General features: G+C 57.2%; 22 protein-coding genes. 10 read left to right on the top strand and 12 right to left on the bottom strand.

From position 1 onward, the window contains the following. Nucleotides 1-121 precede the first annotated feature (121 nt). Entirely contained in the window at nucleotides 122-1,165 is a 1,044-nt protein-coding gene (locus tag ML541_RS02325; RefSeq protein WP_243370317.1) for a potassium channel protein, read from the top strand. Then, on the top strand, nucleotides 1,158-1,931 hold the full coding sequence (locus ML541_RS02320; RefSeq protein WP_243370315.1) for a sugar phosphate isomerase/epimerase family protein: 774 nt from the start codon (nucleotides 1,158-1,160) through the stop codon (nucleotides 1,929-1,931). The genes ML541_RS02325 and ML541_RS02320 overlap by 8 nt, the downstream gene beginning before the upstream one ends. 5 nt (nucleotides 1,932-1,936) lie before the next feature. Here ML541_RS02320 and ML541_RS02315 read toward each other — a convergent pair whose 3' ends face one another. The 11 genes from ML541_RS02315 to ML541_RS02265 form a co-directional block, all read right to left on the bottom strand. Then, complete coding sequence (locus tag ML541_RS02315) at nucleotides 1,937-2,248, bottom strand: hypothetical protein (RefSeq protein ID WP_243370313.1); 312 nt, start codon at nucleotides 2,246-2,248, stop codon at nucleotides 1,937-1,939. Nucleotides 2,249-2,303: 55 nt separating this feature from the next. After that, a complete protein-coding gene (locus ML541_RS02310; RefSeq protein WP_243370311.1) occupies nucleotides 2,304-2,903 on the bottom strand; it encodes an arylesterase in 600 nt (199 codons plus the stop codon). Next, nucleotides 2,904-3,911, bottom strand: a complete 1,008-nt coding sequence (locus tag ML541_RS02305; protein ID WP_243370309.1) for an acetylserotonin O-methyltransferase — start codon at nucleotides 3,909-3,911, stop codon at nucleotides 2,904-2,906. Between the two features lie 34 nt (nucleotides 3,912-3,945). Continuing rightward, nucleotides 3,946-4,488 carry an NUDIX domain-containing protein gene (locus ML541_RS02300; protein WP_243370307.1) on the bottom strand — a complete coding sequence of 181 codons (543 nt, stop codon included), beginning with the start codon at nucleotides 4,486-4,488 and terminating at the stop codon, nucleotides 3,946-3,948. Nucleotides 4,489-4,513: 25 nt separating this feature from the next. Then, nucleotides 4,514-4,870 carry a hypothetical protein gene (locus ML541_RS02295; protein WP_243370305.1) on the bottom strand — a complete coding sequence of 119 codons (357 nt, stop codon included), beginning with the start codon at nucleotides 4,868-4,870 and terminating at the stop codon, nucleotides 4,514-4,516. 281 nt (nucleotides 4,871-5,151) lie between these two features. Further along, nucleotides 5,152-6,366 (bottom strand): Fic family protein, encoded by a 1,215-nt coding sequence (locus ML541_RS02290; RefSeq protein ID WP_243370303.1) that lies wholly within the window; start codon nucleotides 6,364-6,366, stop codon nucleotides 5,152-5,154. Nucleotides 6,367-6,719: 353 nt separating this feature from the next. Continuing rightward, a complete protein-coding gene (gene lon / locus ML541_RS02285; RefSeq protein ID WP_243370300.1) occupies nucleotides 6,720-9,125 on the bottom strand; it encodes an endopeptidase La in 2,406 nt (801 codons plus the stop codon). A gap of 83 nt (nucleotides 9,126-9,208) precedes the next feature. Beyond that, on the bottom strand, nucleotides 9,209-10,249 hold the full coding sequence (locus ML541_RS02280) for a M48 family metallopeptidase (protein ID WP_243370298.1): 1,041 nt from the start codon (nucleotides 10,247-10,249) through the stop codon (nucleotides 9,209-9,211). After that, nucleotides 10,246-11,544, bottom strand: coding sequence for a DUF898 family protein (locus ML541_RS02275; protein WP_243370296.1), 1,299 nt, complete (start codon nucleotides 11,542-11,544; stop codon nucleotides 10,246-10,248). Before ML541_RS02275 ends, ML541_RS02280 begins: the two co-directional genes overlap by 4 nt. A gap of 66 nt (nucleotides 11,545-11,610) precedes the next feature. Then, nucleotides 11,611-12,297, bottom strand: a complete 687-nt coding sequence (radC, locus tag ML541_RS02270; RefSeq protein ID WP_243370294.1) for a DNA repair protein RadC — start codon at nucleotides 12,295-12,297, stop codon at nucleotides 11,611-11,613. A 9-nt stretch (nucleotides 12,298-12,306) separates the two neighbouring features. Then, the gene (locus ML541_RS02265; protein ID WP_243370292.1) at nucleotides 12,307-13,119 is read right to left on the bottom strand and encodes an undecaprenyl-diphosphate phosphatase; all 813 of its coding nucleotides are present in this window, start codon (nucleotides 13,117-13,119) and stop codon (nucleotides 12,307-12,309) included. A gap of 256 nt (nucleotides 13,120-13,375) precedes the next feature. Between ML541_RS02265 and ML541_RS02260 the strand changes: the two genes are divergently transcribed. Further along, complete coding sequence (locus tag ML541_RS02260) at nucleotides 13,376-13,993, top strand: DUF47 domain-containing protein (protein ID WP_243370290.1); 618 nt, start codon at nucleotides 13,376-13,378, stop codon at nucleotides 13,991-13,993. Beyond that, entirely contained in the window at nucleotides 13,986-14,987 is a 1,002-nt protein-coding gene (locus ML541_RS02255; protein ID WP_243370288.1) for an inorganic phosphate transporter, read from the top strand. The genes ML541_RS02260 and ML541_RS02255 overlap by 8 nt, the downstream gene beginning before the upstream one ends. A 301-nt stretch (nucleotides 14,988-15,288) precedes the next feature. On the opposite strand, the gene ML541_RS02250 is transcribed toward ML541_RS02255, so the two are convergent. After that, the gene (locus ML541_RS02250) at nucleotides 15,289-15,771 is read right to left on the bottom strand and encodes a DUF2062 domain-containing protein (RefSeq protein WP_243370286.1); all 483 of its coding nucleotides are present in this window, start codon (nucleotides 15,769-15,771) and stop codon (nucleotides 15,289-15,291) included. 149 nt (nucleotides 15,772-15,920) lie between these two features. Here ML541_RS02250 and proB point away from each other — a divergent pair, with 149 nt between their 5' ends. From proB to gpmI, 6 genes are all read left to right on the top strand, one after another. Further along, the gene (gene proB / locus ML541_RS02245) at nucleotides 15,921-17,042 is read left to right on the top strand and encodes a glutamate 5-kinase (protein ID WP_243370284.1); all 1,122 of its coding nucleotides are present in this window, start codon (nucleotides 15,921-15,923) and stop codon (nucleotides 17,040-17,042) included. A gap of 143 nt (nucleotides 17,043-17,185) precedes the next feature. Then, nucleotides 17,186-18,442, top strand: coding sequence for a glutamate-5-semialdehyde dehydrogenase (locus ML541_RS02240; RefSeq protein WP_243370283.1), 1,257 nt, complete (start codon nucleotides 17,186-17,188; stop codon nucleotides 18,440-18,442). A gap of 34 nt (nucleotides 18,443-18,476) precedes the next feature. Beyond that, nucleotides 18,477-19,127, top strand: coding sequence for a nicotinate-nucleotide adenylyltransferase (nadD, locus tag ML541_RS02235; RefSeq protein WP_243370281.1), 651 nt, complete (start codon nucleotides 18,477-18,479; stop codon nucleotides 19,125-19,127). After that, entirely contained in the window at nucleotides 19,117-19,503 is a 387-nt protein-coding gene (rsfS, locus tag ML541_RS02230; protein WP_243370279.1) for a ribosome silencing factor, read from the top strand. The genes nadD and rsfS overlap by 11 nt, the downstream gene beginning before the upstream one ends. Continuing rightward, a complete protein-coding gene (locus ML541_RS02225; protein WP_243370277.1) occupies nucleotides 19,500-19,961 on the top strand; it encodes a 23S rRNA (pseudouridine(1915)-N(3))-methyltransferase RlmH in 462 nt (153 codons plus the stop codon). The genes rsfS and ML541_RS02225 overlap by 4 nt, the downstream gene beginning before the upstream one ends. A 91-nt stretch (nucleotides 19,962-20,052) precedes the next feature. Beyond that, entirely contained in the window at nucleotides 20,053-21,594 is a 1,542-nt protein-coding gene (gpmI, locus tag ML541_RS02220) for a 2,3-bisphosphoglycerate-independent phosphoglycerate mutase (protein ID WP_243370274.1), read from the top strand. The last annotated feature ends 65 nt before the right edge of the window (nucleotides 21,595-21,659 follow it).

Raw genomic sequence — 21,659 nt, 5'->3', positions numbered from 1 at the left:
TATACATAAATTGTCAAGAATTTCCCCTTTTGTCTGGACCATTCAGGTACTTACGAGGCATTAAAAACTTGAAATTCAGCCATGGCCGGAGTATTTTAGGCGGAAAAAAGAGGAGCTTTTATTGGATCCTGTCCGCCATTTGAAAATATCGGTATTGGTGCTGGCCCTGCTGGTTTCCATCGGCACGGCGGGGTACTCGACCATCGAAGGATGGCGCCTGCTTGACGCTCTCTACATGACTGTCGTTACGCTGGGCACGGTCGGTTTCCGGGAAGTGCACGAGCTGAGCGATGCCGGCAAGGTCTTCACCATGATGCTGATTTTTTTCGGCGTCGGTGTTCTGGGCTATATTGTCGGTAGCGTGGTCCAGCTCATGTTCGAAGGGCAGCTGCAGCGTATAATCGGGAGGAAAAAGTTGGAAAAAAAAATTGAGGCCTTGAGCGGCCATTACATCATCTGCGGCTTCGGCAGAATCGGTGCCCTGATCTGCAGGGAATTCGCCGCAAAGCCGCTTTCCTTCGTCGTGGTGGAGAATGACCCGCTGGTGGTGGAAAAACTGGCCCAGGACAGCTACCTCTTTCTCAAGGGAAACGCCACCGATGACGAGACGCTGCTCAAGGCGGGCATCAAGAGGGCCAAGGGGCTGATTTCAGTGGTTACCTCCGATACGGAGAATGTCTACATCACCCTGACGGCCCGCGGTCTCAACCCCGATCTGTATATCCTCGCCCGTTCCGGCGAGGAAGGGTCGGAAATTAAACTCAAACGGGCCGGCGCCAACAAAGTCGTCTCGCCGTACCTGATCGGAGGCAGCCGAATGGCCCAGGCGATTCTGCGCCCTAACGTCATGGATTTCATTGAAATCGCCACCGGGCGGGAACACCTGGAACTGCAGATGGAAGAAATCGTCATACCCTCCACCTCGGGCTTCATCGGCGAAAATCTTGCCAGTTCCGGCTTCCGCCGGGAAACCGGCGTTATTATCGTCGGCATCAAGAAGGTCTCGGGCAGGATGGTCTTCAACCCTGAGTCCCATACCCACATGGAGGCCCATGACACCCTCATCGTCCTTGGTGAGCCCACCGCCATCTACAAGCTGGACGAGCTGGTCAACTGCGGCAAGTGCCCCGACGATATAAAAAGGCAGAGGAAAAATCATGAATAAAAAAGTTTTTGCCCATGTACCCTATCCGTACCTGGGTCGCAACCTGGATTACCTCATTGCCGAAAGCATCAACCCGGAGATTTTCTTTTCCGCCGACGCTCTGGATGAGGTCATCCCCGAAAAAATGCGGGTCGAGGCCGATCTCCTGGCCGGTAGCGGGCTGTCGTGCACCATTCACGCACCCTTCATGGACCTGAACCCCGGGTCCGTGGTGCGTCAGATCCGCGAGGTGACCCGGCAGAGCTTCAACGACGTTCTGAATGCAGCGGACATCTTCAAGCCGCAGGTGATGGTCTTCCATCCCGGTTACGATCGTTGGCGCTACGGAGAGAAAAAGGAAGAGTGGCTGCGGCACAGCATTGACACCTTTCAGACTGTGCTGGAACGGGCGGAGACGATCGGCTGCACCATTGCCGTGGAAAACATCTTCGAGGAGGAGCCTTCGACGCTGGTGGCGCTGCTGGAGGCCATCGACTCACCCCGGCTGCGCCACTGTTTCGACGTGGGACACTGGAATCTGTTCAAGACTGTGGGGATGGACGAGTGGTTCGCGGCTCTTGGCCCGTATATTGCCGAGAGTCATATCCACGACAACCAGGGCACCCGGGACGACCACGCCCCCCTCGGCGAGGGTGGCATCGATTTCCCCCTATTTTTCCGCTTGATGGCGCACTATGCGCCACAGGCAGCATGGACCATCGAGGCCCACAACATGGAGAAGCTGCAGCGGGCACTGGCAAATCTGCAGCAGTTCCTGCCTGCCTGAGGAATTTACCTGCTCCGGTTCTTCATTTTTCTGAGGAGGATGACCTGCGCAACCATATCGACGACGATCACCGCCGTGAGGATGAGCAGCAGCGGCAGATTTTGCCGTGAAAAGGCAAGGCAGGAAAAGAAGCTGTAGAGTGCCACCACCAGGGCCAGCATGGAGCGGATCGTTTTAGCTGCCGCGGCGCGGCTTTCCTCGTCTGCCGCACCGGTGCGGACAAGGGAGGGCGCGGCATGGTAGCCGATGGTGGCGTCAAGGATGGTAAGCAGGATGTTGAGGGCGAGGATGTAAGGAAGATATGCATCAATGGCCATGCCTGTATAAATAGAGGATGGCTCCGGGAACGTCAAACGAAAAGTGGTCGCTCCGTCAGATGGCTCCCCCTTCGTGGAGAAGCTGTGCCAGTCCTTCGGCCAGCTTCCGGTAACCGGCAGCATTTGGATGGATGGGGTCGGACTTGAGAGATCGACTGGTGAGGATGCGGGTGAGCGTTTTTTCTTCCCATGGGATGTGCGCCTCCCTGGCAATCTCGCCATAGAATTCGGGCGGAGCAAATGAAAGATCCAGTGCCGGCACGCTCACCAGGAGCGGAATTGCCCCCTTTTCCTTTACCAGCCGTACCATCTGCCGCAGGTTGGTGGCGATCTCTCCATGGGGAAGGCGGCGGATCATGTCGTTGCCCCCTTCGCAGATGATCACCATCTTCGGCTGCACCTGCTCCAAAAGCTCCGGCAGCCGCTGCAGTCCCTCCGCCGTCACCTCACTCGGAATCCCTCCATTGACCACCTTCCGTCCCGTCAGCCGTTCCAGCACCGCAGGATAACCTTCACCGGCGGCTGCACCCGTGCCGTAGGTAATGCTGTCGCCGAAGGCGAGAATGACCCCGTCGGCCGGCAGCCTGGGCAGCTGTTCTCCCCGTGAGCAACCGCCCAGAAGAAAGAGCATCACGAGCAACGGCAGAAAACGCATCTATTTCTCCGCGACTACCCCGGCGATGATGCCGGCACCATTGGGAAGATCCATGGGCAGACGTCGGACCTCTTTGGCACCGGCCGCCTTGAGCATTTCCGTAATCTCTTTTTCTCCATAGGCCTGCCCGCGGGGGGTACCCAGGAGCATGTTCATGGAGAAGAGGGCCGGAAAGACCGGGCCGTCCTTGGCGTCGTTGAGGATGAATTCCTGGATGAGGATCAGCCCTCCCGGTTCCAGGGAGGCGATCGCCTTGCTCAGCAGGACGGCGCACCCTTCCGGTCCTTCGCTGTGGAGAATGTGGGACAGCCAGGCAACGTCAAAGCTCCCTTCGATGCTGTCCGTGATGAAATCACCCGGTTGGAAGGCAATGCGGTCGGCAAGGCCGAAGCGGGCGATGGTCTTTTCGGCAAAGGGACGGGTGGTGGGAAGGTCGTAGATAACGGCGGTGAGCCTTGGGTTTTGCAGGCAGAAATGGATGGCATAGGTGCCCGGCCCACCCCCAAGATCCAGCAGGCGCCTGCGCCCTGAAAGGTCGATGTTGGGGACGATCTTCGGCGCCAGCATCATGGCCAGGTTGAACATCCCCATCTCGAAGCTTTCCCGTTCCTCTTCTCCAGCCTCATGGGAGACCCGCCGGCTGATCGGGGTGCCGCTTGTTACCGCCTGGTCCAGGTGCGCCCAGCTTTCCATGAGATGGTGATGGTGGAGAATGATGTGTCCCAGGTACTGGGGAGAGTCCTTGCTGAGGAATTGTTCGGCGAAGGGGGTGGCGCGATAGATGCCCTGCTCCTTTGCCAGCAGGCCCAGGGAGGCCAGGGCGTCAAGGAGCATGGCGAGGCCTCGTGCATCGGCATTTATCTCGCCGGCCAGTTCTCCGGCAGGTCGTGGTTCGCCTGCAAGGCGGGTAAAGACATCGAGCTTTACTCCGGCATGGAGGGCGCAGGTGCTCCAGTAGCCGCCGGAGAGCTGCAGCAGGTCGGCCGGGTTCCAGTTTTTCTCTTCCATTGGTAACCTCCGCTTGGAATGGATGTCTGAGGAATTATACCAGTGGGGCGGTTGGCTGCAAAAGGTAGCGCCTCACCGCCTCCCGCAGGGAGGGAAAGGCGATACTGTCGAGATCTATTTTTCCCCGGAGTATCCAAAGCAGGTCGATCAGATCGTCGGCTGCCCGCATGGGGGGGGGCTGGTCAAAACTTACGGTATAGACCAGATCGAGGGTGCTGTAGGTGATGTCCCGGTAGTGATAGCTGTTGGGGAGTGACATGAAATAGGAGGCCGGGGGGATGTCGATGCCGGTTTCCTCCCGCACTTCCCGTCGGGCGCACTCCTCGGCGTTCTCCTCTGGATCGACGAATCCTCCGGGGAGGTCGAGCATCCCTTTGCCCGGATCATTTTTTCGGACGCCGAAGAGCAGCTTGCCCTGGCATTCCATGATCACTCCGACTGCTGCTGCCACATTGAGGAAGAGGGTAAAGCCGCAGGCGCTACAGCGGAAATTTTTTTCACTGAGCCAGGAGAGCGAGGGCGCGGCGCAACGGGGACAGTGGCGGATATGCTCGGCCTCGGCGGGGCGATTGGGCATGGGTGATCTCCGTCCGTGCCTTCTTTTACAGCCGCATCAGCAGGACGATGAGCAGGGTAACGACAGCAAGCCCGAGCACCGCACCGATGATAGTGGCCCGCCGCACCCGTGCCTGCAGCGTCCTGGCTGCATCCTCCAGGGTGGCGATGGTCCGTGCCTGCTCTGCGGTCAGTTCCTGCTGTCTCGCCAGAGCCGTTTCCAACTCCTCGATGCGCCCCTGCAGCTGTTCGATGGTGGCACCGTCATATTCCGTCGCCGGGTGCGTTTGGCGCCGCTCCCTGATCTTTTTGACTATCTCGGGCCCATACTGCAGCGCCGCATTTGCCAACTGTCCCCAGGCCACGCCGCGGGCGGCCGTTCCCAGAATCGATCCTATGCCCATGAAAGTTGCTCCGTTTGATTCAGCTCTCTTTAATAGCACTCCAATAGTACTATTACCAGCTTTCACACAAAATTAAAAGCCGCTCCCGTGGTGCGGCTTTGTTCCTATATACCACATTTCCACAATGGATTTTATCTACGAGTTCATAGGTTACAATTGCTCCATGCTCAAGAGTTTAGGCACAGAGGCATTTGGGCAGCCAGGACAAATACGGATTCTTTCCCCTTTTGTATGTATAGATAGATGCCAAAAAAGCACAATGGACAAAAGCTTATCAAACCCTACTCAAGGCTTGCCTCCACTCCCTCTGGGTACAGGCGAGGGAAATAATACCCCACCATCGATGCTGGGAAACCGAGCATTACCGGTCCCTTTCCCGAGCCGGAGACCAAATAGCCTTTTTCTAGCAGACTGCTGGCCACCCGGCGCGCCGAGCGTTCCGGCATTCCGATGATGCGGGGTATTTCTCCTCGGGGTATTTCTCCTCGTAAAAATACATCTCTCAACAAATGACCAGCTTCGGGTCTCAATTCACCAAAAGAAACTTTACGATCGACAACCGCCTGAATTCTTTTCTGCATGCCATCCAGGTCCAAAAGGGCTGCCATAAAGTCAATTTGGTCAATGGCAGTTTTGAGGAAAAATTTACAGAATCCGAGCAATCCTGCTTGTGTCAAGTTCCCTCGGCCATCCAGGTCTCCTCTGCGGGGTTGGTCTGCTCCGGCCAATGCAGCCAGATATTGTTCGCGGTTTCTTGCGAAGCCTCGGGAAACCGTCCACAACCCGTGACCATCTATTTTTGCCGTTTTAAGATATGCATGGGTCAAAAGACGAGTAACTCGCCCATTGCCATCCAAGAAGGGATGAATCCATGCAAGCCGGTGATGGGAGGCTGCCGTTGTAATAACCTGGTTTAGCCCTTTCAGCCGGTGAGGATCGTAGACGTCTTCGAATCTTTTCATAAATGCGTTCAGGTACTCCGATTTGGGCGGCAAATGCCGCCCCACCGCAACCTCCAATTTCCTTGTTTCCCCGGGAACCACTTTTTCGGTTTTTCCATCTGCACGTTGTACGACAAGATATTCCTCGGGCATCCGTTCATAAAATTCTTTATGTATCCAGCACAAAAAGCTTTTGCTAGTAATGACAACTTCCGGAGCATTCTCAATGCGGGATTCGATGCATCTCTGCACCTCTATATGGGCCTTGCTTTCAAGTTGCCGTGCTCTTTTTGCTGGATCTTTGGAAAAATCCTCCCGCATGGCGCGGTCGATATCTACAGGATGAGTGTTATGTCCCTCGATTAAATTGGAATAGTAGCTGTTCATCCTTCTTACCAGTTCAATGATTCCTCTCTGGGTGAGAGGGTGAACAGCGGCGCTGATGGCAGCCGATTTGCGGATCACCTCAATGGCCAAATCACCTAACTCTCCCGTAGCATCGGAAGGCATCATCGGCTCCATTTCTGAAATCCTTGTGTAGAAACCATCTTCCATGGTGGCTCCGCATATGGCCGGTACTTTGGCCGATATTGAAATTCGTAAATTTAATTAACCTAAAGGCTAAGTTCGTGTCTTGTTAGACATAGTTTGGCCGGTTAATCGGGTGCTAGTTGGAATTTATAAAGTATGTGAAAACAAATCATTGCAATTGGTTGCATAGACATATTTGGCCGATGTAGTGGCCGATGTTTTTGTAGCGCATTTCATCGAATAAATAAATAACTAATTTGTTTTCTAATTTTTTTGGCCGATCATTTGGCCGATCTTTCGGAATCTGGAAACAAAAAAAGCAAAGGACCAAATAGATGATCCTTTGCTTTTCCTATTGTCCGCTGTGGCTTTTATGGTCATTTTTTGCCGAAGGCGACCTTGTACACATCCTTATATTCCCGGGCGAAGTGCACCTCCAGCCCTTCCTTGAGGTAGTCAGCCAGTTCGTTGAAATCCTTGCGATTGGCTTCGGGGAAGATGAGTGTCTTCAGGCCGGCGCGGCGGGCGGCTATGGTTTTTTCCCTGAGGCCGCCGATGGGGAGGACCCGCCCGGTGAGGGTGAACTCGCCGGTCATGCCCAGTTTTTTCCGCACCGGTTTGCCGGTCATCATGGAAATGAGTGCCGTGGCCATGGTGATGCCGGCGGATGGGCCGTCCTTGGGAGTGGCTCCGGCCGGAACGTGGAGGTGGACGAAGTGGGTGTCGAAGAAATCCTCGGGTGCCCCGTAGTCCTTGAGATGGGCCATGACGTAGGAGTAGGCGATCTCCGAGCTTTCCACCATGACGTTGCCCAATTGCCCGGTCTGGCGAAAGCCTTTGCCCTTGCTGGGCATGGCGGTCGCCTCGATGGGGAGGGTGGCTCCCCCCATGCTGGTCCAGGCGAGGCCGGTGACGACGCCAGGCACCGCCTCAAAGAGCTCTTCGGTGGTAAAGACCGGCTGCCCTAGGAACTCCACCAGGTCTTTTTTGCCGACTACGATGCTTTCGTTGCGGCCGGAGGCGAATTCCATGGCCGCCTTGCGCATGATCTTCTTGATGCGGTTCTCCAGGGTGCGCACCCCTGCCTCCCTGGCCCAGCCATCGATAAGCGCGGCCAGTGCCTCCTTGCGGATCGTCACCTGGCCTTCCTTCAGCCCGTGTGCCTTGAGCGCCTTGGGAATCAGGTAGCGGCGGGCGATTTCCAGCTTTTCCTCCAGAATGTAGCCGGAAAGGCGGATCACCTCCATCCGGTCCAGAAGGGCCGCCGGGATGGTGTCCAATTGGTTGGCGGTGGCGATGAAGAGGACGTTGGACAGGTCGAAGGGGACGTCCAGGTAGTGGTCACGGAAGGTGGCATTTTGTTCCGGATCGAGCACCTCCAGTAGGGCGGAGGCGGGGTCACCCTGGAACGATGCTCCCACCTTGTCGATCTCGTCCAGCATCAGCACCGGGTTGGCGGTGGCGGCACTCTTCATGGCTTGGATGAACTTGCCGGGCATGGCACCGATGTAGGTGCGGCGGTGCCCCTTGATCTCGGCCTCGTCGCGCATCCCCCCCAGTGAGAATCGATAGAAGGTGCGATTAAGGGCATCGGCAATGCTTTTGCCCACGGAGGTCTTGCCGACGCCGGGAGGTCCCACCAGGCAGACGATGGAACCGGAGATGTCTCCTTTCATCTTGCCGACAGCGATGAATTCAAGTATGCGCTCTTTTACGTCCTGCAGGCCGTAATGATCCATGTTGAGGATACGGCGCGCCTTGTCCAGGTTGTAGGAGTCCTTGCTGAACTTGCCCCAAGGAAGAATGGTCAGCCAGTCCAGATAATTGCGGGTCACATGGTACTCGGCGGAGGCGGGTTCCAGGAGCCTCAGTTTTTCGATCTCCTCGGTTACCGCCCGCTCCGCTTCCCCATTCAGCTTCAGCCCCTTGAGGCGCTCCTCGAACTTTTCGATCTCGGTTGTTTTTCCTTCCTTTTCAAGGCCGAGTTCCTTCTTGATCGCCTTCAGCTGCTCCCGGAGAAAGAACTCACGCTGCTGATGGCTGATTTTTTCCTCGATCTGCTTGGAGATCTTGGTCTGCAGGCGGGAAACCTCCAGCTCCTTTTTCAGGAGGATCAGAACCAGGTCGATCCGCTTGCGCACATCGAAGCTTTCCAGCACCTGCTGCAATTCCTGCCCATCTGCCGAAGTGAGGTTGGCGGCGAAGTCGGCCAGGCGACCCGGGTCGTCAAGGCTGGAGCGGCCGAGAAAGAGCTTGATTTCCTCTGAGTAGAGGGGGTTGATCTGGATCAGTTCCTTGAGGGTGGCAAGCACCGCCATGGAGTAAGCCTTCAACTCGGGATTGACCGAAAGCTCGGTGCCGTAGCTGTATCTGACCTTGGCGAAAAAAATATCGGGGGGCTCGCTCAGGTCCTCGATGGTGAAGCGCTCCAGGGTGTTGACGAGGAAGTGGGCGCTTTCATCATCGGTATGCATCACCTTGACGATCTTGCCAGCCACGCCGATCTGGTGCAGGTTTGCGGTACTGTCAGGTTTTTCCGTATCCTTTACCAGCACGAGGCCAATAGTGCGTGAAGGGCTGTCCATGGCCCGTTTTACCGCCGCAAGCTGATGGGGCTCGTTGACTGCCATGGGAATCAGCAGGCCGGGAAATGCAGGGCGGGGGCGCAGGGGGATTATGGGGAGTCCGGCAGGAAGGACCTCGCTGGCCAGGATCAGCCCGCTTGGCTCCTCTCCGGCCGGGATATCATTTTCGTCTTTATTTTCGGATGATTGGTCGCTCATGCTAGCTCCTTTCCTTGTAGGCAAAAGCTAATCATCGCCTCGCGGGAAGTCAACTGCCGCACCACGTTAATTTCGACAAATCATCACTTCTCCAGTCCCAGGACGCGCCGCATCCGTTCCGACGTTGAAGGATGGGTGGCGAAGAGGTCGGCAGGGGTCCAGACGCGGTTCCCGGTTCCGCCTGCCTTCTTGTCATGATCCGCCTGGAGCCTGGCGAGCATGCCCGCATAGACCCGGGGGTGGATTCCCTGTGCCGTCAGGTAGGCGACGGCGGCATCATCCGCCTCGTTCTCGAATTCCCTGGAGTACCCGGCGTTGACCAGTGTCGTGGGGAGCGTGGCGGAAAGGGTGGTGATGGAGGTTATGTCGCCGGTGACGGCGGCGATGAGAAGGCCACTGCCGGTGCTTTGCAGCACGTGGCGCAGGGCATGGCGGGCATGCTGGTGTCCCGCCTCGTGGGCCAGGACCCCTTCCAGTTCCTCATCGTTTCGGGCCAGCTCCACCATGCCGTCGGTGACGACGATGATGCCACCGGGAAGGGCGAAGGCGTTGGCGCCGATTGCTTTGCTGGCGCGGAATTCCAGGTGATAGTGCTGCGCCCGGGGCAGCTTTTTCTTCATTTCACTGAAAAGGGAGGCAATCCGCTGCCGCCGGTCAGAGGGGAGCCTGGAGGGCTCCATGAGGTGCTTGTCGAGGAATTCGAGGGATTCTTTTCCCAGTTGCACTTCCGAGGCCTGTGGGATGGCCTGGACCACCTGTTTGGTGAGGAGCGGAACGCCGTATTTGATGAAACCGGCGATGGCGGCAATGGTCAGGACCAGGGCCGCCAGGACCATGGGCAGATTGCGCTCCCAGCGGCTGATGAAGCGTTGTATTGGTTGTCTGCTGTCGCCGAGGACCTTTCCAAAATGGCGGTCGTCGAGGATCTCGCAGAGGGCTCCGTCGGTAAAACGCACTGTGCGGCGGACATTGCCGAGCGGTGGCGACACCTTGACCGAATCGACGGGAAAGCGTTTCTCCACTCCCTCGCCCGAAAGGACGAGATCATTGCCGTCACGGGTCAGAATCACCGTACGGCGCATGGAGCTTTTGCCATCATAATAGTGGCCGCGCAGTTCCATCATAGGCCGACATCGATGCCAAACATATCGCCGATTTCCTCTCCGGCAGCACCGACACCGGCATGCCCCCAGCCGAGAAACGATTCCGGGTCGTCTTTCATCAGGAGGGAGAGGTTTTCGAAGCGGTAGCGGGTAATCCTGATGGATGCCCATGGAATGAGAAGTCCCAGGGAGCAGAGGATAGCCACGGCACTGGATATATAGAGCCAAGCCATGTCCCGCACCCGGAGCGTACTGGAAAAGCGGCTGTTCCTGATGCGGGTTCCTTGCCAGGTCAGGTTGGCGAGGGCGGTCTGTACATAGATGGTGAAGAATAGGTAAATAAAGTTCATGCCGATGATGACGGCAAAGAAGATGGCGATGAAGCCCTTTTGCATGGTCTTTTTCCCCGCACTGCTGCCATCGACGAAGAGGGGGATGAGATCGCGGAAGACGGTGGAGAAGACGAAGCCGCAGACGGCAAGAACGGCGACGACCAGGAGTGCCAGGCCCGCAGCCTTGATGAAGAGCAGGTAAAAGTCCTTGACCGTTGCATCGAAGCTGCAGCGATTTCGGCCGTAACCGCTGTTTTCTATGAAGAATTTCTTCTGCCGGTAGACCATGTACGGGGCGATTATTCCTAGGGTGACGGGCACGAGGAACGGCAGCCCTGCGAAGACCAGGTAGGCTTCCCTGTAGCTGGGCTGGAAGGTGAAGCGGATATTGCGGTGAGCGGAGTTGCGCATGTTGAAGATGCGGGAACGGACGATCAGCCAGGGCATGGTGAAAAAAAAGATTAAGCCGAGCGTGGCGGCAAGGATGGGGTTGACGTTGGTGCCGATGGAATAAAGGATGAAGAAGACGGCGGCCAGCAGCCATCCCTTGAACAGGGCCAAGGGATCGGCCATGTATTCGAAGGCGGTGTTGTTGAGCAAGGTGTTGCCATAGAAGTAGCGGCGCTTGCGGACCTTGGCCCAGGCCGAATAGATGCCTAGGGTGATGATCTTGAGCAGCGTGTTGACGATCCAGATACCGAAATACTCCCGGGCGGTGCCGGTGAAGGAAAAGCGGAGCATCCGGGGGCGGGAGGGGGAGGTTTGGACAGTACCGGCAGCCTGGACCGGGGTTGGCATGGTTGGCAGCGACGGCGGTTCGGCAGGGGGCTGAGGGACTGCTGCCGCATGCTCGATGGCATCTTGCAGGGGAAAGGGCTGCCGGCATTTTGGACAGGTGGCCCTGGTTACTCCCGCCGGGATGGCCGTGTCCTCCATTTCGCGCCTGAACCTGCAATGGGGGCAGGTGATGCTGATACGGGGCATAGGTGCTCCTTCCGTTCAGGTTGTCTCGGACTTTTCATGCACCTTCTTTTGGTACGGCCTCTAATGCTAGAGCAATCCCCGGTCGACGAAGCTGAGAAACGCCCCGTCGCCGATAATAATATGGTCGAGTACTTTGATCCCAAGGAGGTCCCCCGCATCCCGCAACCGGCGGGTGATCTCCATGTCTTCCCGGCTGGGGGTCGGATCGCCGGTGGGATGGTTGTGGACGAGGATGACGGCGGCTGCCGATTCCCGCACTGCCTGGCTGAAGACCTCGCGGGGATGGATGATGCTTTGATTGAGGGAGCCCTCGGATACCTGCACCCGTTTGAGAATGCGGTTCTTGCCGTCCAGGAGCAGGGCCAGAAAGTATTCCTTGCGCTGGTTGCGGAACTCGAAATGAAAATGTTCGAAGACTTGGGCGGGGGAGGTGAAGCGTTCCAGGGTTTCGAAACGGCGGGTGCCGCAACGATTTGCCAGTTCAAGTGCTGCCTTGACGCAGGCGGCTTTGGCCGGCCCGACCCCTTTGATGCTGCAGATCTCGCTGGCTGTTGCATGGGCAAGGTTGCGCAGGTCGCTGAATTCCACCAGCAGCTGTCTTCCCATATCCAATGCGCTCTGACCGCTGGAGGAATCGCCGGTGCCGATGATCAGCGCCAAGAGCTCGGCATCGGACAGGGCAGCAGCTCCCCGTTTCAGGAGCTTTTCCCTGGGGCGCTCATCCTCGGGCCACTGCTTGATCCCTCCTCCCATCGTCACCTCTCAGCCGAAATAGATTAACACCAGCGACAGGCACCCTGCGGCCAGTCGGTACCAGACAAATGGATAAAGGGAGCTGCGCTGTATCATCTTCAGCAGGAAGGCTACGCTGATATAGCCGAAAACGGCTGATGTGACGATGCCGATGAGAAGCGGTCCCACTTCGGACGGGGCGATGCCGGTGATGAACAACTTGCCCACCTTCAACACCGCGGCACCGGCGACAATGGGAAGGGACAGCAGGAACGAAAACCGTGCTGCAGCTTCCCTGTTGAACCCGAGGAGGAGCGCTGCGGTAATGGTAATGCCGGATCGGGAAACCCCCGGTATAAGCGCCAGGCATTGGGCAATCCCGATGATCAGTGCCGATTTGAGGGTAATGGAGTCCATTTTCCAACGCTTGTCCCCCTTGGTGTCGGCAAAGGCCAGCAGCAGGCCGAAAACGATCAGGAAGAGGGAGATGATCGTCGGGCTTTTCCTGAAAAGCTCCTCGATGGGGGTTTCGTACAATTTGCCGACGATGGCTGCCGGAACGGTGCCGGCGATGATGTAGAACGGCAGCCGCCTCGACGTGGGTTGATGCTTCCAGTTGCTCATTCCTGTGAAAAAGTCGCCGATCAACTCCATGATGTCCGTGCGGAAATAGAGGGCAAGGGCGATGAAAGTCCCCAGGTGGAGGGCGACATCGAAGGTGATTCCCGACTCGGGCCACCTGAGAAAGTCGGGGATAAGGATCAGATGTGCGGAACTGCTGATGGGAAGGATTTCGGTCAATCCCTGGACGATGCCGAGTACTGTAGCGTGAAGCGGGTTCATCTGGGCGTGGTCTCCTTTGATGCTGTAGCGGATAGCACGATAAGCGAAGCGTCAGGCAAAAGCAAGGGGGAAATAAAGGTGCACAGGGGGGATAAGCTTGGGTAAAAAGGGGGACAGCTGCGACTTCCTGTAAATAAACACTCGCCGTGACAAATTTGTAACATTTAAGTGGGCACCATGGCGAATTTATGCTATTTACTACGAGTTTTATAAATATACAGGTTCAGGATGCTCTGGGCCGTCCGGAGGTAGCGGCATGTTTGGGCTGATTCCCAAAGACGAGAAATTTTTCAACATGTTCAAGGAAATGACAAGCAATATCGTCGAGGGTGCCGAATTGCTGAAAGATATGCTGGATGGTTTCAACGATCCGGCCACCAGTCAGCGGCGCATCAAGGATGTGGAGCACAAGGGAGACTCCCTGACTCACGACATCATCAAGAAGTTGAACAAAAGTTTCGTCACCCCCTTTGACCGGGAAGACATCTATGCGCTCTCCTCGGCCCTCGACGATATCCTCGACCTGATCGATGCCTCGGCTCAACGGGTGGTCATGTACAACGTGGAAAAACCGACCCCGGAGGCGAAGGAACTGGCTTTTCTCATCCTCAAGTCCTGCCAGACCATCGACAAGACGGTTGCCCTCCTGGGGGGCAAGCTGGAGCCGATCAGTGAGTACTGTGTCGAGGTGAATGCGCTGGAAAACGAAGCGGACAGGGTTTGTCGCGAAGCGATCAGCCGCCTTTTCGATGAGGAAAAGGACCCCATTCAGCTCATCAAGTGGAAGGAAATCTACGAGACCCTGGAAAGGGCTACCGACAAATGCGAGGACGCCGCCAATATTCTGGAAAGCGTGGTGGTAAAAAATGCCTGATGCAACACTGGTAATGCTTTTTCTGGTTATCGCGGTAGCGCTTCTTTTTGACTACATCAACGGCTTTCACGACACCGCCAACGCCATCGCCACCTGCGTTTCCACCCGGGCACTCTCCGTGCGCAGCGCCATCATCATGGCTGCCGGCCTCAACTTCGCCGGTGCCATGATCTCCACCAAGGTGGCAGCCACCATCGGCAAAGGGATCGTCGATGCCAACAACGTCACCCAGATGGTCGTCGTCGCCGGCGTAGCCGGGGCTATCATCTGGGACCTGATCACCTGGTACTACGGGCTACCGTCTTCCTCTTCCCATGCCATCATCGGAGGCATCATGGGCTCGGTCATTGCCCATGCCGGTGTTGCTGCCCTCCATTGGGCTGGGCTCAACAAGATCATCCTTGCCCTGCTGATCTCGCCGGTGCTCGGCACAATCCTCGGATTCATCTTCATGGTGCTGATGATGTGGGTCTTCAAGAATAAGGCCCCGTATGGGCTGAACCGTTCCTTCCGCCGGTTGCAGGTGTTTTCGGCTGCCTTCATGGCTTTTTCCCACGGCACTGCCGATGCCCAGAAATCCATGGGGGTCATCACCATGGCCCTGATCAGCTACGGAACCATTTCCACCTTCGCCGTCCCCACCTGGGTGAAGATAGCCTGTGCGGTGGCCATGGCCCTGGGTACGGCAGCAGGAGGCTGGAGGATCATCAAAACAGTGGGGCGGGATTTCGTCAAGTTGCAGCCGGTGCACGGCTTCTGCGTCGAAACAGCTTCGGCGGGGGTCATACTAGGTGCGTCGGCCTTCGGCATGCCTACCAGTACCACCCATGTCATCACTTCGTCTATCCTGGGGGTCGGATTGTCCAAGCGGATGTCGGCGGTTAACTGGGGCATCGCGACCCGTATTGTCGTCGCCTGGGTCTTAACCATTCCCGCTTCGGCAGCGGTGGCATTCGTGACCTACATGGTGCTGTCGCCGTTCTTGGGGAAATAACCGGTCGGAAAAGTCTTGCCGCTGAATGATCAAGGGCTGGGGAGTGACCCCGGTCCTTTTTTTTATGTTCTTCCGGGAATTCTGTGGAATATGCGGAATAGAAGCCAGTCGCGACATCGTCCGTTCGCTCTGTCGCCACAGCTGCGGACCTTGCGGTGTCGCCCGCGTAATAGCGCATGATGCTTGGATTGGCGGGGTCCCTCTCCGTTCCACATGCGGCGGGTATCCGCTTGCCGCTGTAGCTCGTCGCTCTCTCCCGATGCCACGACTGCCTTTCCGAAAATGTCTGAAGAACTTTTTTTTATTCCACGTCTTCGCCCGTTTCTTCCATTTCGTTGGCAAGTTCCGCCAATGTTTCGTCCTTCTGCCTGAAACGCAGCACCAGGTAATAACAGATGAAATAGGCGAAAATGGCGGCAATGAAACCGAGGATCGAGGTGCCGAGCAGCAGGGACGATGCATGCTTTTCCAGGTACCGCCATTGCAGGCTGGTGGTGTGCAATTCGGCAGAGGGAAGGCCGCGCAGCATCCTCCCCAGCTTATAGCTGAGCCCGAGAATGGGGATGACTGTGATCGGGGTGTTGACCCAGGCTCCGGTGATGCAGGTGAGCTTGTTGAGGCGGAAAACGAAGGCGGCGGCAATGGCCAGGGGGGTGTGGAGACCGAAGAACGGGGTGAAGCTGATGAAGACACCGACGGCGAAGCCTGCCGATATATGGCCCGGGTGGCTGTCCAGTGATAGTATGGCCTTGATTTTCTTCTTCCAGAGATCCTTGTTAAGCAAGTAGCGCTCCTTGTCCGGCAGGCGAACAGTCTAAAATCCCCCCAGCGGTTTGTCAACGTGAAACTGTCCGGTTTGCTCATGACCGTTTGCCATAGATCGCCAAACATGCTATTAAAGATATCTTTAAATCAGGGTCCGGGTACGTGCTCGTGCGAAAAGAAATTCTGAAAAAGGTAAAGCGCGTCGTCATAAAGATCGGCAGCGGTGTAATCACCTCCGTGGGCAATGGCCTTGACATGGAGCGCATCAAGGATCTGGCCGCTGAGTTGGTGGGGTTCCGGGAGCATGGCATCGAGGTCATTCTCGTTTCATCGGGTGCCGTTGCTGCTGGAAGAAGAGAGCTGGGGTTGGCGGACCGGCCGCGGACCATTCCCCAGAAGCAGGCGGCGGCGGCAATCGGCCAGTCGAAGCTGATGCGTGCCTACGAAGAGAACTTTGCCGGCCACGGCATCAAGGTCGCACAGCTGCTTCTGACCCGCGACGACCTGGCGAGCAGGCCCCGTTTCCTAAATGCCCGGGCGACCATCGATACCCTCCTTGAATGCGGAATCATTCCCATTATCAACGAGAACGACACGGTGGCGGTGGACGAGATAAAATTCGGCGACAACGATAACCTCTCGGCCCTGGTGACCAACCTGGTGGAGGCCCAGCTGCTGGTCATTCTTACCGATATTGACGGTTTTCATACGGCCGATCCCCGCACTGATCCTGCTGCCAAACTTATCCACCTGATTCGTTCAATTACCAAGGAGACGGAGCGTGCGGCGGGGGGAAGCGGTACATCGGTTGGCACCGGCGGCATGGCGACAAAAATCGCCGCTGCCAAGAAGGTAGGAAGGTCGGGTGTGCCCGCGCTGATGATCAACGGCAGGCAGCCCGGCAATCTGGAACGGGTTCTGACCGGGGAAGAGGTGGGGACGCTGTTCCTTCCGGCAGAGGTCAGCCTCAACCGGCGCAAGCACTGGATCGCCTATACCCAAAGGACCGTAGGCCGGGTTTTTGTCGATAGTGGTGCCTTCAAGGTCCTTTCCCAGCAAGGCAGGAGCTTGCTCCCGTCCGGCGTGATCCGGGTGGAGGGAAAATTCGACCGGGGGGCCTGTGTCAGGATCTGCACCCCCGACGGTACCGAATTCGCCCGGGGCATCACCGACTACTCCAGTCGGGAGATGGAATTGATCGCCGGACACAAGAGTGCCGAGATCGAAGGGATACTTGGATATAGGTATGGGGATGATGTCATCCACCGCGACAACTTAGTGGTGCTGTGAAATGCGGCTTTTCCGCAATCACGGCGTTGCCTTTCGGGATCCCGTGTGCGGCGTACAGATGTACGCCTCCGTGCGATCCCTCAGGCGCCTTGTGTTTATCGGAAAATCCACATTTCTGAAGCTGCGGAGATAGGGGAAGAATGATGACTGTTGCCGAAAAAATACAAAAAATAGCGAGTGAGGCCAGAGCGGCGTCCATTGCCATGGCCCGGCTGTCCTCCGCCGCCAAGAACGAATTGCTGCTCAGGATGGCGCAGGCCTTGGAAGACAATGCCCGGAGCATTATCGAGGAGAACGCCAAGGACCTGGCGGCGGGAGAACAGAAGGGTCTGTCTGCCGCCATGCTTGACCGGTTGATGCTCAATGAGGCCCGCATCAAGGCCATGGCGGATGGCTTGCGTGAAGTGGCCGCCCTGCCCGATCCGGTGGGGGAGGTGACGCGGATGTGGAAGCGCCCCAATGAGATCACCGTCGGCAAGATGCGCATTCCCCTCGGTGTCATCGGCATCATCTACGAGTCGCGCCCCAACGTGACCTCCGATGCGGCAGCACTTTGCCTCAAGGCGGGCAATGCCGTGGTCCTGCGCGGCGGGTCCGAGGCGATCCATTCCAACGTGGCCATCGCCGGGCTGCTCCAGAGGGAAATGGGCAAGCTTAATATTCCGGCTGCTGCCCTCTCGCTCATTCCCTTTCCTGAGCGGGAAGGGGTGACGGAGATGCTCAAACAGGAGGAATTCATCGACGTTATCATTCCCCGTGGTGGGGAGAGCCTGATCCGTTTCGTCGTGGAAAACTCGAAGATCCCTGTCATCAAGCACTACAAGGGGGTCTGCCATATCTTTGTTGATGCTACGGCCGATTTCGATATGGCCGAGCGGATCATCGTCAACTCCAAGACCCAGCGACCGGGGGTCTGCAATGCCCTGGAAACGCTTCTTATTCATAAAGACTTGGCGGAGACATTCATTCCCCGCATTCACGAGGCCCTTGCAACGCTCAAGGTGGAGTTGCGTGGTGACGATGCCTTTCGCCAGTTCGCCCCGGAAGCGACGCCTGCCACTGAAGAGGACTGGTACGCGGAATACCTGGAACTGATCCTGGCGGTCCGGGTGGTGGACGATATGGACGAAGCGATCGCCCATATCAATAAATACGGATCGTTGCACACGGAAGCGATCATCACCAGCGATTATGGCAACTCCCAACGTTTTCTACGGGAGGTCAACTCCAGCGTCGTCCTGGTCAATGCCTCGACCCGCTTTTCCGATGGCAATCAGCTCGGCCTTGGTGCGGAAATAGGCATCTCCACCACCAAGCTCCATTCCTTCGGCCCCATGGGGCTGGAGGACCTGACCACCACCAAATTCATCGTCTATGGTGAAGGGCAGATCCGGCAGTGACCGGCGACCGCCAGACAGTGCAGGGGGGCGTGGCGTGAGGATCGGTATCCTTGGCGGTACCTTCAATCCCATCCACAATGCACATCTGCGCATTGCCGAGGAGGTGCGGGACCGCCTCGACCTGGAGCGGGTGATGTTCATGCCGACCGCTTCACCGCCACACAAGCTCCTGGCCGGGGAACTCTCTTTCAAGGTCCGTTATGAGATGGTGCGGCTGGCCATTGCCGACAACCCTTGCTTTACCGTCTCCGACCTGGAGGGGAGACGTGGCGGGACCTCCTATTCTATCCACACGCTGCAGGAGCTACATGGCACGTTTCCCAGCGACGAGTTCTTCTTCATCATCGGCAGCGATTCCTTTCTCGATATCGGCTCGTGGCGAGAATACGCGGAAATTTTCTGCCTCTGCAACCTGGTGGTGGTATCGCGCCCCGGCGCCCTCGCTGATCCCCTTGATCAGGCGCTCCCCGCTGCCATAGCTGATCAGTTCACTTATCATGTCGCAGAAAAACGCCTCGAACACTGTTCAGGGAATTCAGTTTACGCCGTTTCTGGGACCCTTCTGGATATTTCTTCAAGTGAAATCCGCCGACTGGCCCGCCAGGGGCGCTCCATAAAATACCTGCTTCCTGCAGCCGTGGAGCAATATATAAAGGAACAGAGGATTTACAACGATGCTCGATAATAAAGTACTAGATTCAAAGGAACGGGCCATCCAGTGTGCGGCACTCGCCTTGGACAAAAAAGCCCTGGATGTTAAAATTTTCGAGATAAGCAGGCACTCCACCATAGCCGATTACCTGGTGCTGGCCACTGGTCGCTCCGACAAGCAAACCCAGGCCATTGCCGATTCGGTACGCCAGGGACTGAAGAAGTTCGGCAAGGCGCTGGACATCGAAGGAATGCAGGAGGGACGCTGGATTATCATCGATTACGGCGATGTCATCCTGCATGTTTTCCAGGAAGAGGTGCGCCGCCACTACAACCTGGACGAGATGTGGAGCGCTTGCCCACTGGTGGAAATCCCTGAAGAATACCTCTGGGAAGACAAGGAACGATGAGGCTCAAGGTCCTCTGGGTCGGCAAAACCCAGGAGGAGTGGGTAAGGCGAGGTATCGATGAATATGCGGGACGCATCGGTCGGTACATGGCCATCGATTTTGCCGAAGCAAGAGAGGAGAAGGGGGCCGCTGCCGAGGCCATGCGCGAGCGGGAGGGGGAGCGACTCCTGAAGCTCCTGCCGAAGAACGCGCGCCTGGTCCTTCTTGACGAGCGGGGAGAGCAGCTGACCTCGCCGGAACTGGCCCGTTTCCTGGAGTCAAATCGGGATGGCGGCACCCAGGAACTGGTCTTTGCGGTTGGCGGCGCTTACGGCTTCAGCGAGGCCTTCCGCTCCAGGGCCTTCAAGACCATTGCCCTTTCGCGCATGACTTTCACACACCAGATGGTGCGCATCTTCCTGCTGGAGCAAATCTACCGGGGCTTTACCATTATCAACGGCGAACCGTATCATCATTGATTCAATCCGCAGGTTATACCGATGCATTGATGGAATCCGGTTGATCTGTGGACCTTCCTTTGTTTTATAATTCTGTCCAAGGAGAATGCCGATGCCGAAACAGCCCTTATTGCTCATGATCCTCGATGGTTGGGGGATCAATCCCAACTCCGATAACAACGCCATTGCCCAGGCGCTGACCCCAAACATGGACCGGCTCTGCGCCGAGTATCCCTGCACCCGGATGGGGACTTCCGGCATGTCGGTGGGGCTCCCCGAGGGGCAGATGGGCAACTCGGAGGTGGGGCATCTGAACATTGGCGCCGGGCGTATCGTTTATCAGGACCTGACGCGCATTTCCAAGGCCATCGACGACGGCGATTTCTTTACCAATCCCGTTCTTCTCGACTGCATCGCCAAGACCAAGGCTGCCGGCGGCAGGCTCCACCTTGCCGGGCTCCTTTCCGACGGCGGCGTCCATTCCCACAATACCCATCTCTACGCACTTCTGAAATTGGCGAAGCAGCAGGGAGTGAACGAGGTCTTTGTCCACTGCCTGCTGGACGGCCGTGACACTCCCCCCCAAAGTGGCGCAGATTACCTGGCTCAGCTTGAGGCAGAGATAGCGAAGATTGGCTGCGGCCGCATCGCCACGGTTATCGGCCGCTACTATGCCATGGATCGGGACAATCGCTGGGAGCGGGTCGAGAAAGCGTATCGGGCCATGGTCTGCGGCGAGGGAGAAGAGTACCCTTCCGCGGCGGCAGCCATCGAGAAGAGCTATGGGAACGGCGTCACCGACGAATTCGTCATCCCTTCGATCATTACCCGGGATGGTGCTGCAATCGGCAGGATTGCCGAGAGGGACGGTTTCATTTTCTTCAACTACCGCTCGGACCGCGCCCGGGAGATCACCCGCAGCCTCACCGACACTGCCTTCAGCGGCTTTCAGCGCCCCTGCTGGCCGAAGCTTGCCTCTTACGCCTGCATGACCACCTACGATGAAACCTTCGGTCTGCCGGTCGCCTTTGGTCCCGAGGAACTGAAGAACATCCTGGGGGATGTGCTGGGCAAGGCTGGGCTTAAGCAGCTGCGCATCGCCGAAACGGAAAAATATGCCCACGTCACCTTCTTCTTCAACGGCGGCAGCGAGGTTCCTTTTCCGGGCGAGGATAGGGCACTGATCCCCTCTCCCAAGGAGGTTGCAACCTATGACCAGAAGCCGGAAATGAGTGCTTACCCGGTGACCGAAGAGCTCCTCAAGCGGCTCGATCAGGATATTTATGATGTCATCATCCTCAATTTCGCCAATGCAGATATGGTGGGCCATACGGGCATGCTTGATGCCGCAGTAAAGGCGGTCGAGGCGGTGGACGAGTGTGTCGGCAGGCTGGTGGCGAAGGTCCTGAGCCTTGGTGGGCGTGCCATCATAACCGCCGACCATGGCAATGCGGAAATGATGGTCGACGAGAACGGCGGACCCCACACCGCCCACACCTGCGACTTGGTCCCCTTCATCCTGGTGGACGACACGCGCAAATCGGTGAAACTGCATCCGGCGATCCTTGCCGACATCGCGCCGACCATGCTGGAGATTCTGGGGGTGGAGAAGCCCAAGGAAATGACCGGCAAAAGTCTTATGGCGAATGCCTAAAAAGTCCATCTGCTGCGTTACGCTCGCTCTTTCTCACTGCGGCATAGCGCTGCTATGCCTCATTC

The organism is Geotalea sp. SG265, from assembly GCF_022808985.1.
Classification (GTDB): domain Bacteria; phylum Desulfobacterota; class Desulfuromonadia; order Geobacterales; family Geobacteraceae; genus Geotalea.
This window is presented reverse-complemented; position numbering and strand designations above follow the sequence as displayed.

Bases quoted from the DNA above. Each gene is read 5' to 3' on its own strand.
- ML541_RS02320 (WP_243370315.1), top strand. From the start codon at position 1,158: ATGAATAAAAAAGTTTTTGCCCATGTACCCTATCCGTACCTGGGTCGC.
- ML541_RS02315 (WP_243370313.1), bottom strand. From the start codon at position 2,248: ATGGCCATTGATGCATATCTTCCTTACATCCTCGCCCTCAACATCCTG.
- ML541_RS02310 (WP_243370311.1), bottom strand. From the start codon at position 2,903: ATGCGTTTTCTGCCGTTGCTCGTGATGCTCTTTCTTCTGGGCGGTTGC.
- ML541_RS02305 (WP_243370309.1), bottom strand. From the start codon at position 3,911: ATGGAAGAGAAAAACTGGAACCCGGCCGACCTGCTGCAGCTCTCCGGC.
- ML541_RS02300 (WP_243370307.1), bottom strand. From the start codon at position 4,488: ATGCCCAATCGCCCCGCCGAGGCCGAGCATATCCGCCACTGTCCCCGT.
- ML541_RS02295 (WP_243370305.1), bottom strand. From the start codon at position 4,870: ATGGGCATAGGATCGATTCTGGGAACGGCCGCCCGCGGCGTGGCCTGG.
- ML541_RS02290 (WP_243370303.1), bottom strand. From the start codon at position 6,366: ATGGAAGATGGTTTCTACACAAGGATTTCAGAAATGGAGCCGATGATG.
- lon (WP_243370300.1), bottom strand. From the start codon at position 9,125: ATGAGCGACCAATCATCCGAAAATAAAGACGAAAATGATATCCCGGCC.
- ML541_RS02280 (WP_243370298.1), bottom strand. From the start codon at position 10,249: ATGATGGAACTGCGCGGCCACTATTATGATGGCAAAAGCTCCATGCGC.
- ML541_RS02275 (WP_243370296.1), bottom strand. From the start codon at position 11,544: ATGCCCCGTATCAGCATCACCTGCCCCCATTGCAGGTTCAGGCGCGAA.
- radC (WP_243370294.1), bottom strand. From the start codon at position 12,297: ATGGGAGGAGGGATCAAGCAGTGGCCCGAGGATGAGCGCCCCAGGGAA.
- ML541_RS02265 (WP_243370292.1), bottom strand. From the start codon at position 13,119: ATGAACCCGCTTCACGCTACAGTACTCGGCATCGTCCAGGGATTGACC.
- ML541_RS02260 (WP_243370290.1), top strand. From the start codon at position 13,376: ATGTTTGGGCTGATTCCCAAAGACGAGAAATTTTTCAACATGTTCAAG.
- ML541_RS02255 (WP_243370288.1), top strand. From the start codon at position 13,986: ATGCCTGATGCAACACTGGTAATGCTTTTTCTGGTTATCGCGGTAGCG.
- ML541_RS02240 (WP_243370283.1), top strand. From the start codon at position 17,186: ATGACTGTTGCCGAAAAAATACAAAAAATAGCGAGTGAGGCCAGAGCG.
- rsfS (WP_243370279.1), top strand. From the start codon at position 19,117: ATGCTCGATAATAAAGTACTAGATTCAAAGGAACGGGCCATCCAGTGT.
- ML541_RS02225 (WP_243370277.1), top strand. From the start codon at position 19,500: ATGAGGCTCAAGGTCCTCTGGGTCGGCAAAACCCAGGAGGAGTGGGTA.
- gpmI (WP_243370274.1), top strand. From the start codon at position 20,053: ATGCCGAAACAGCCCTTATTGCTCATGATCCTCGATGGTTGGGGGATC.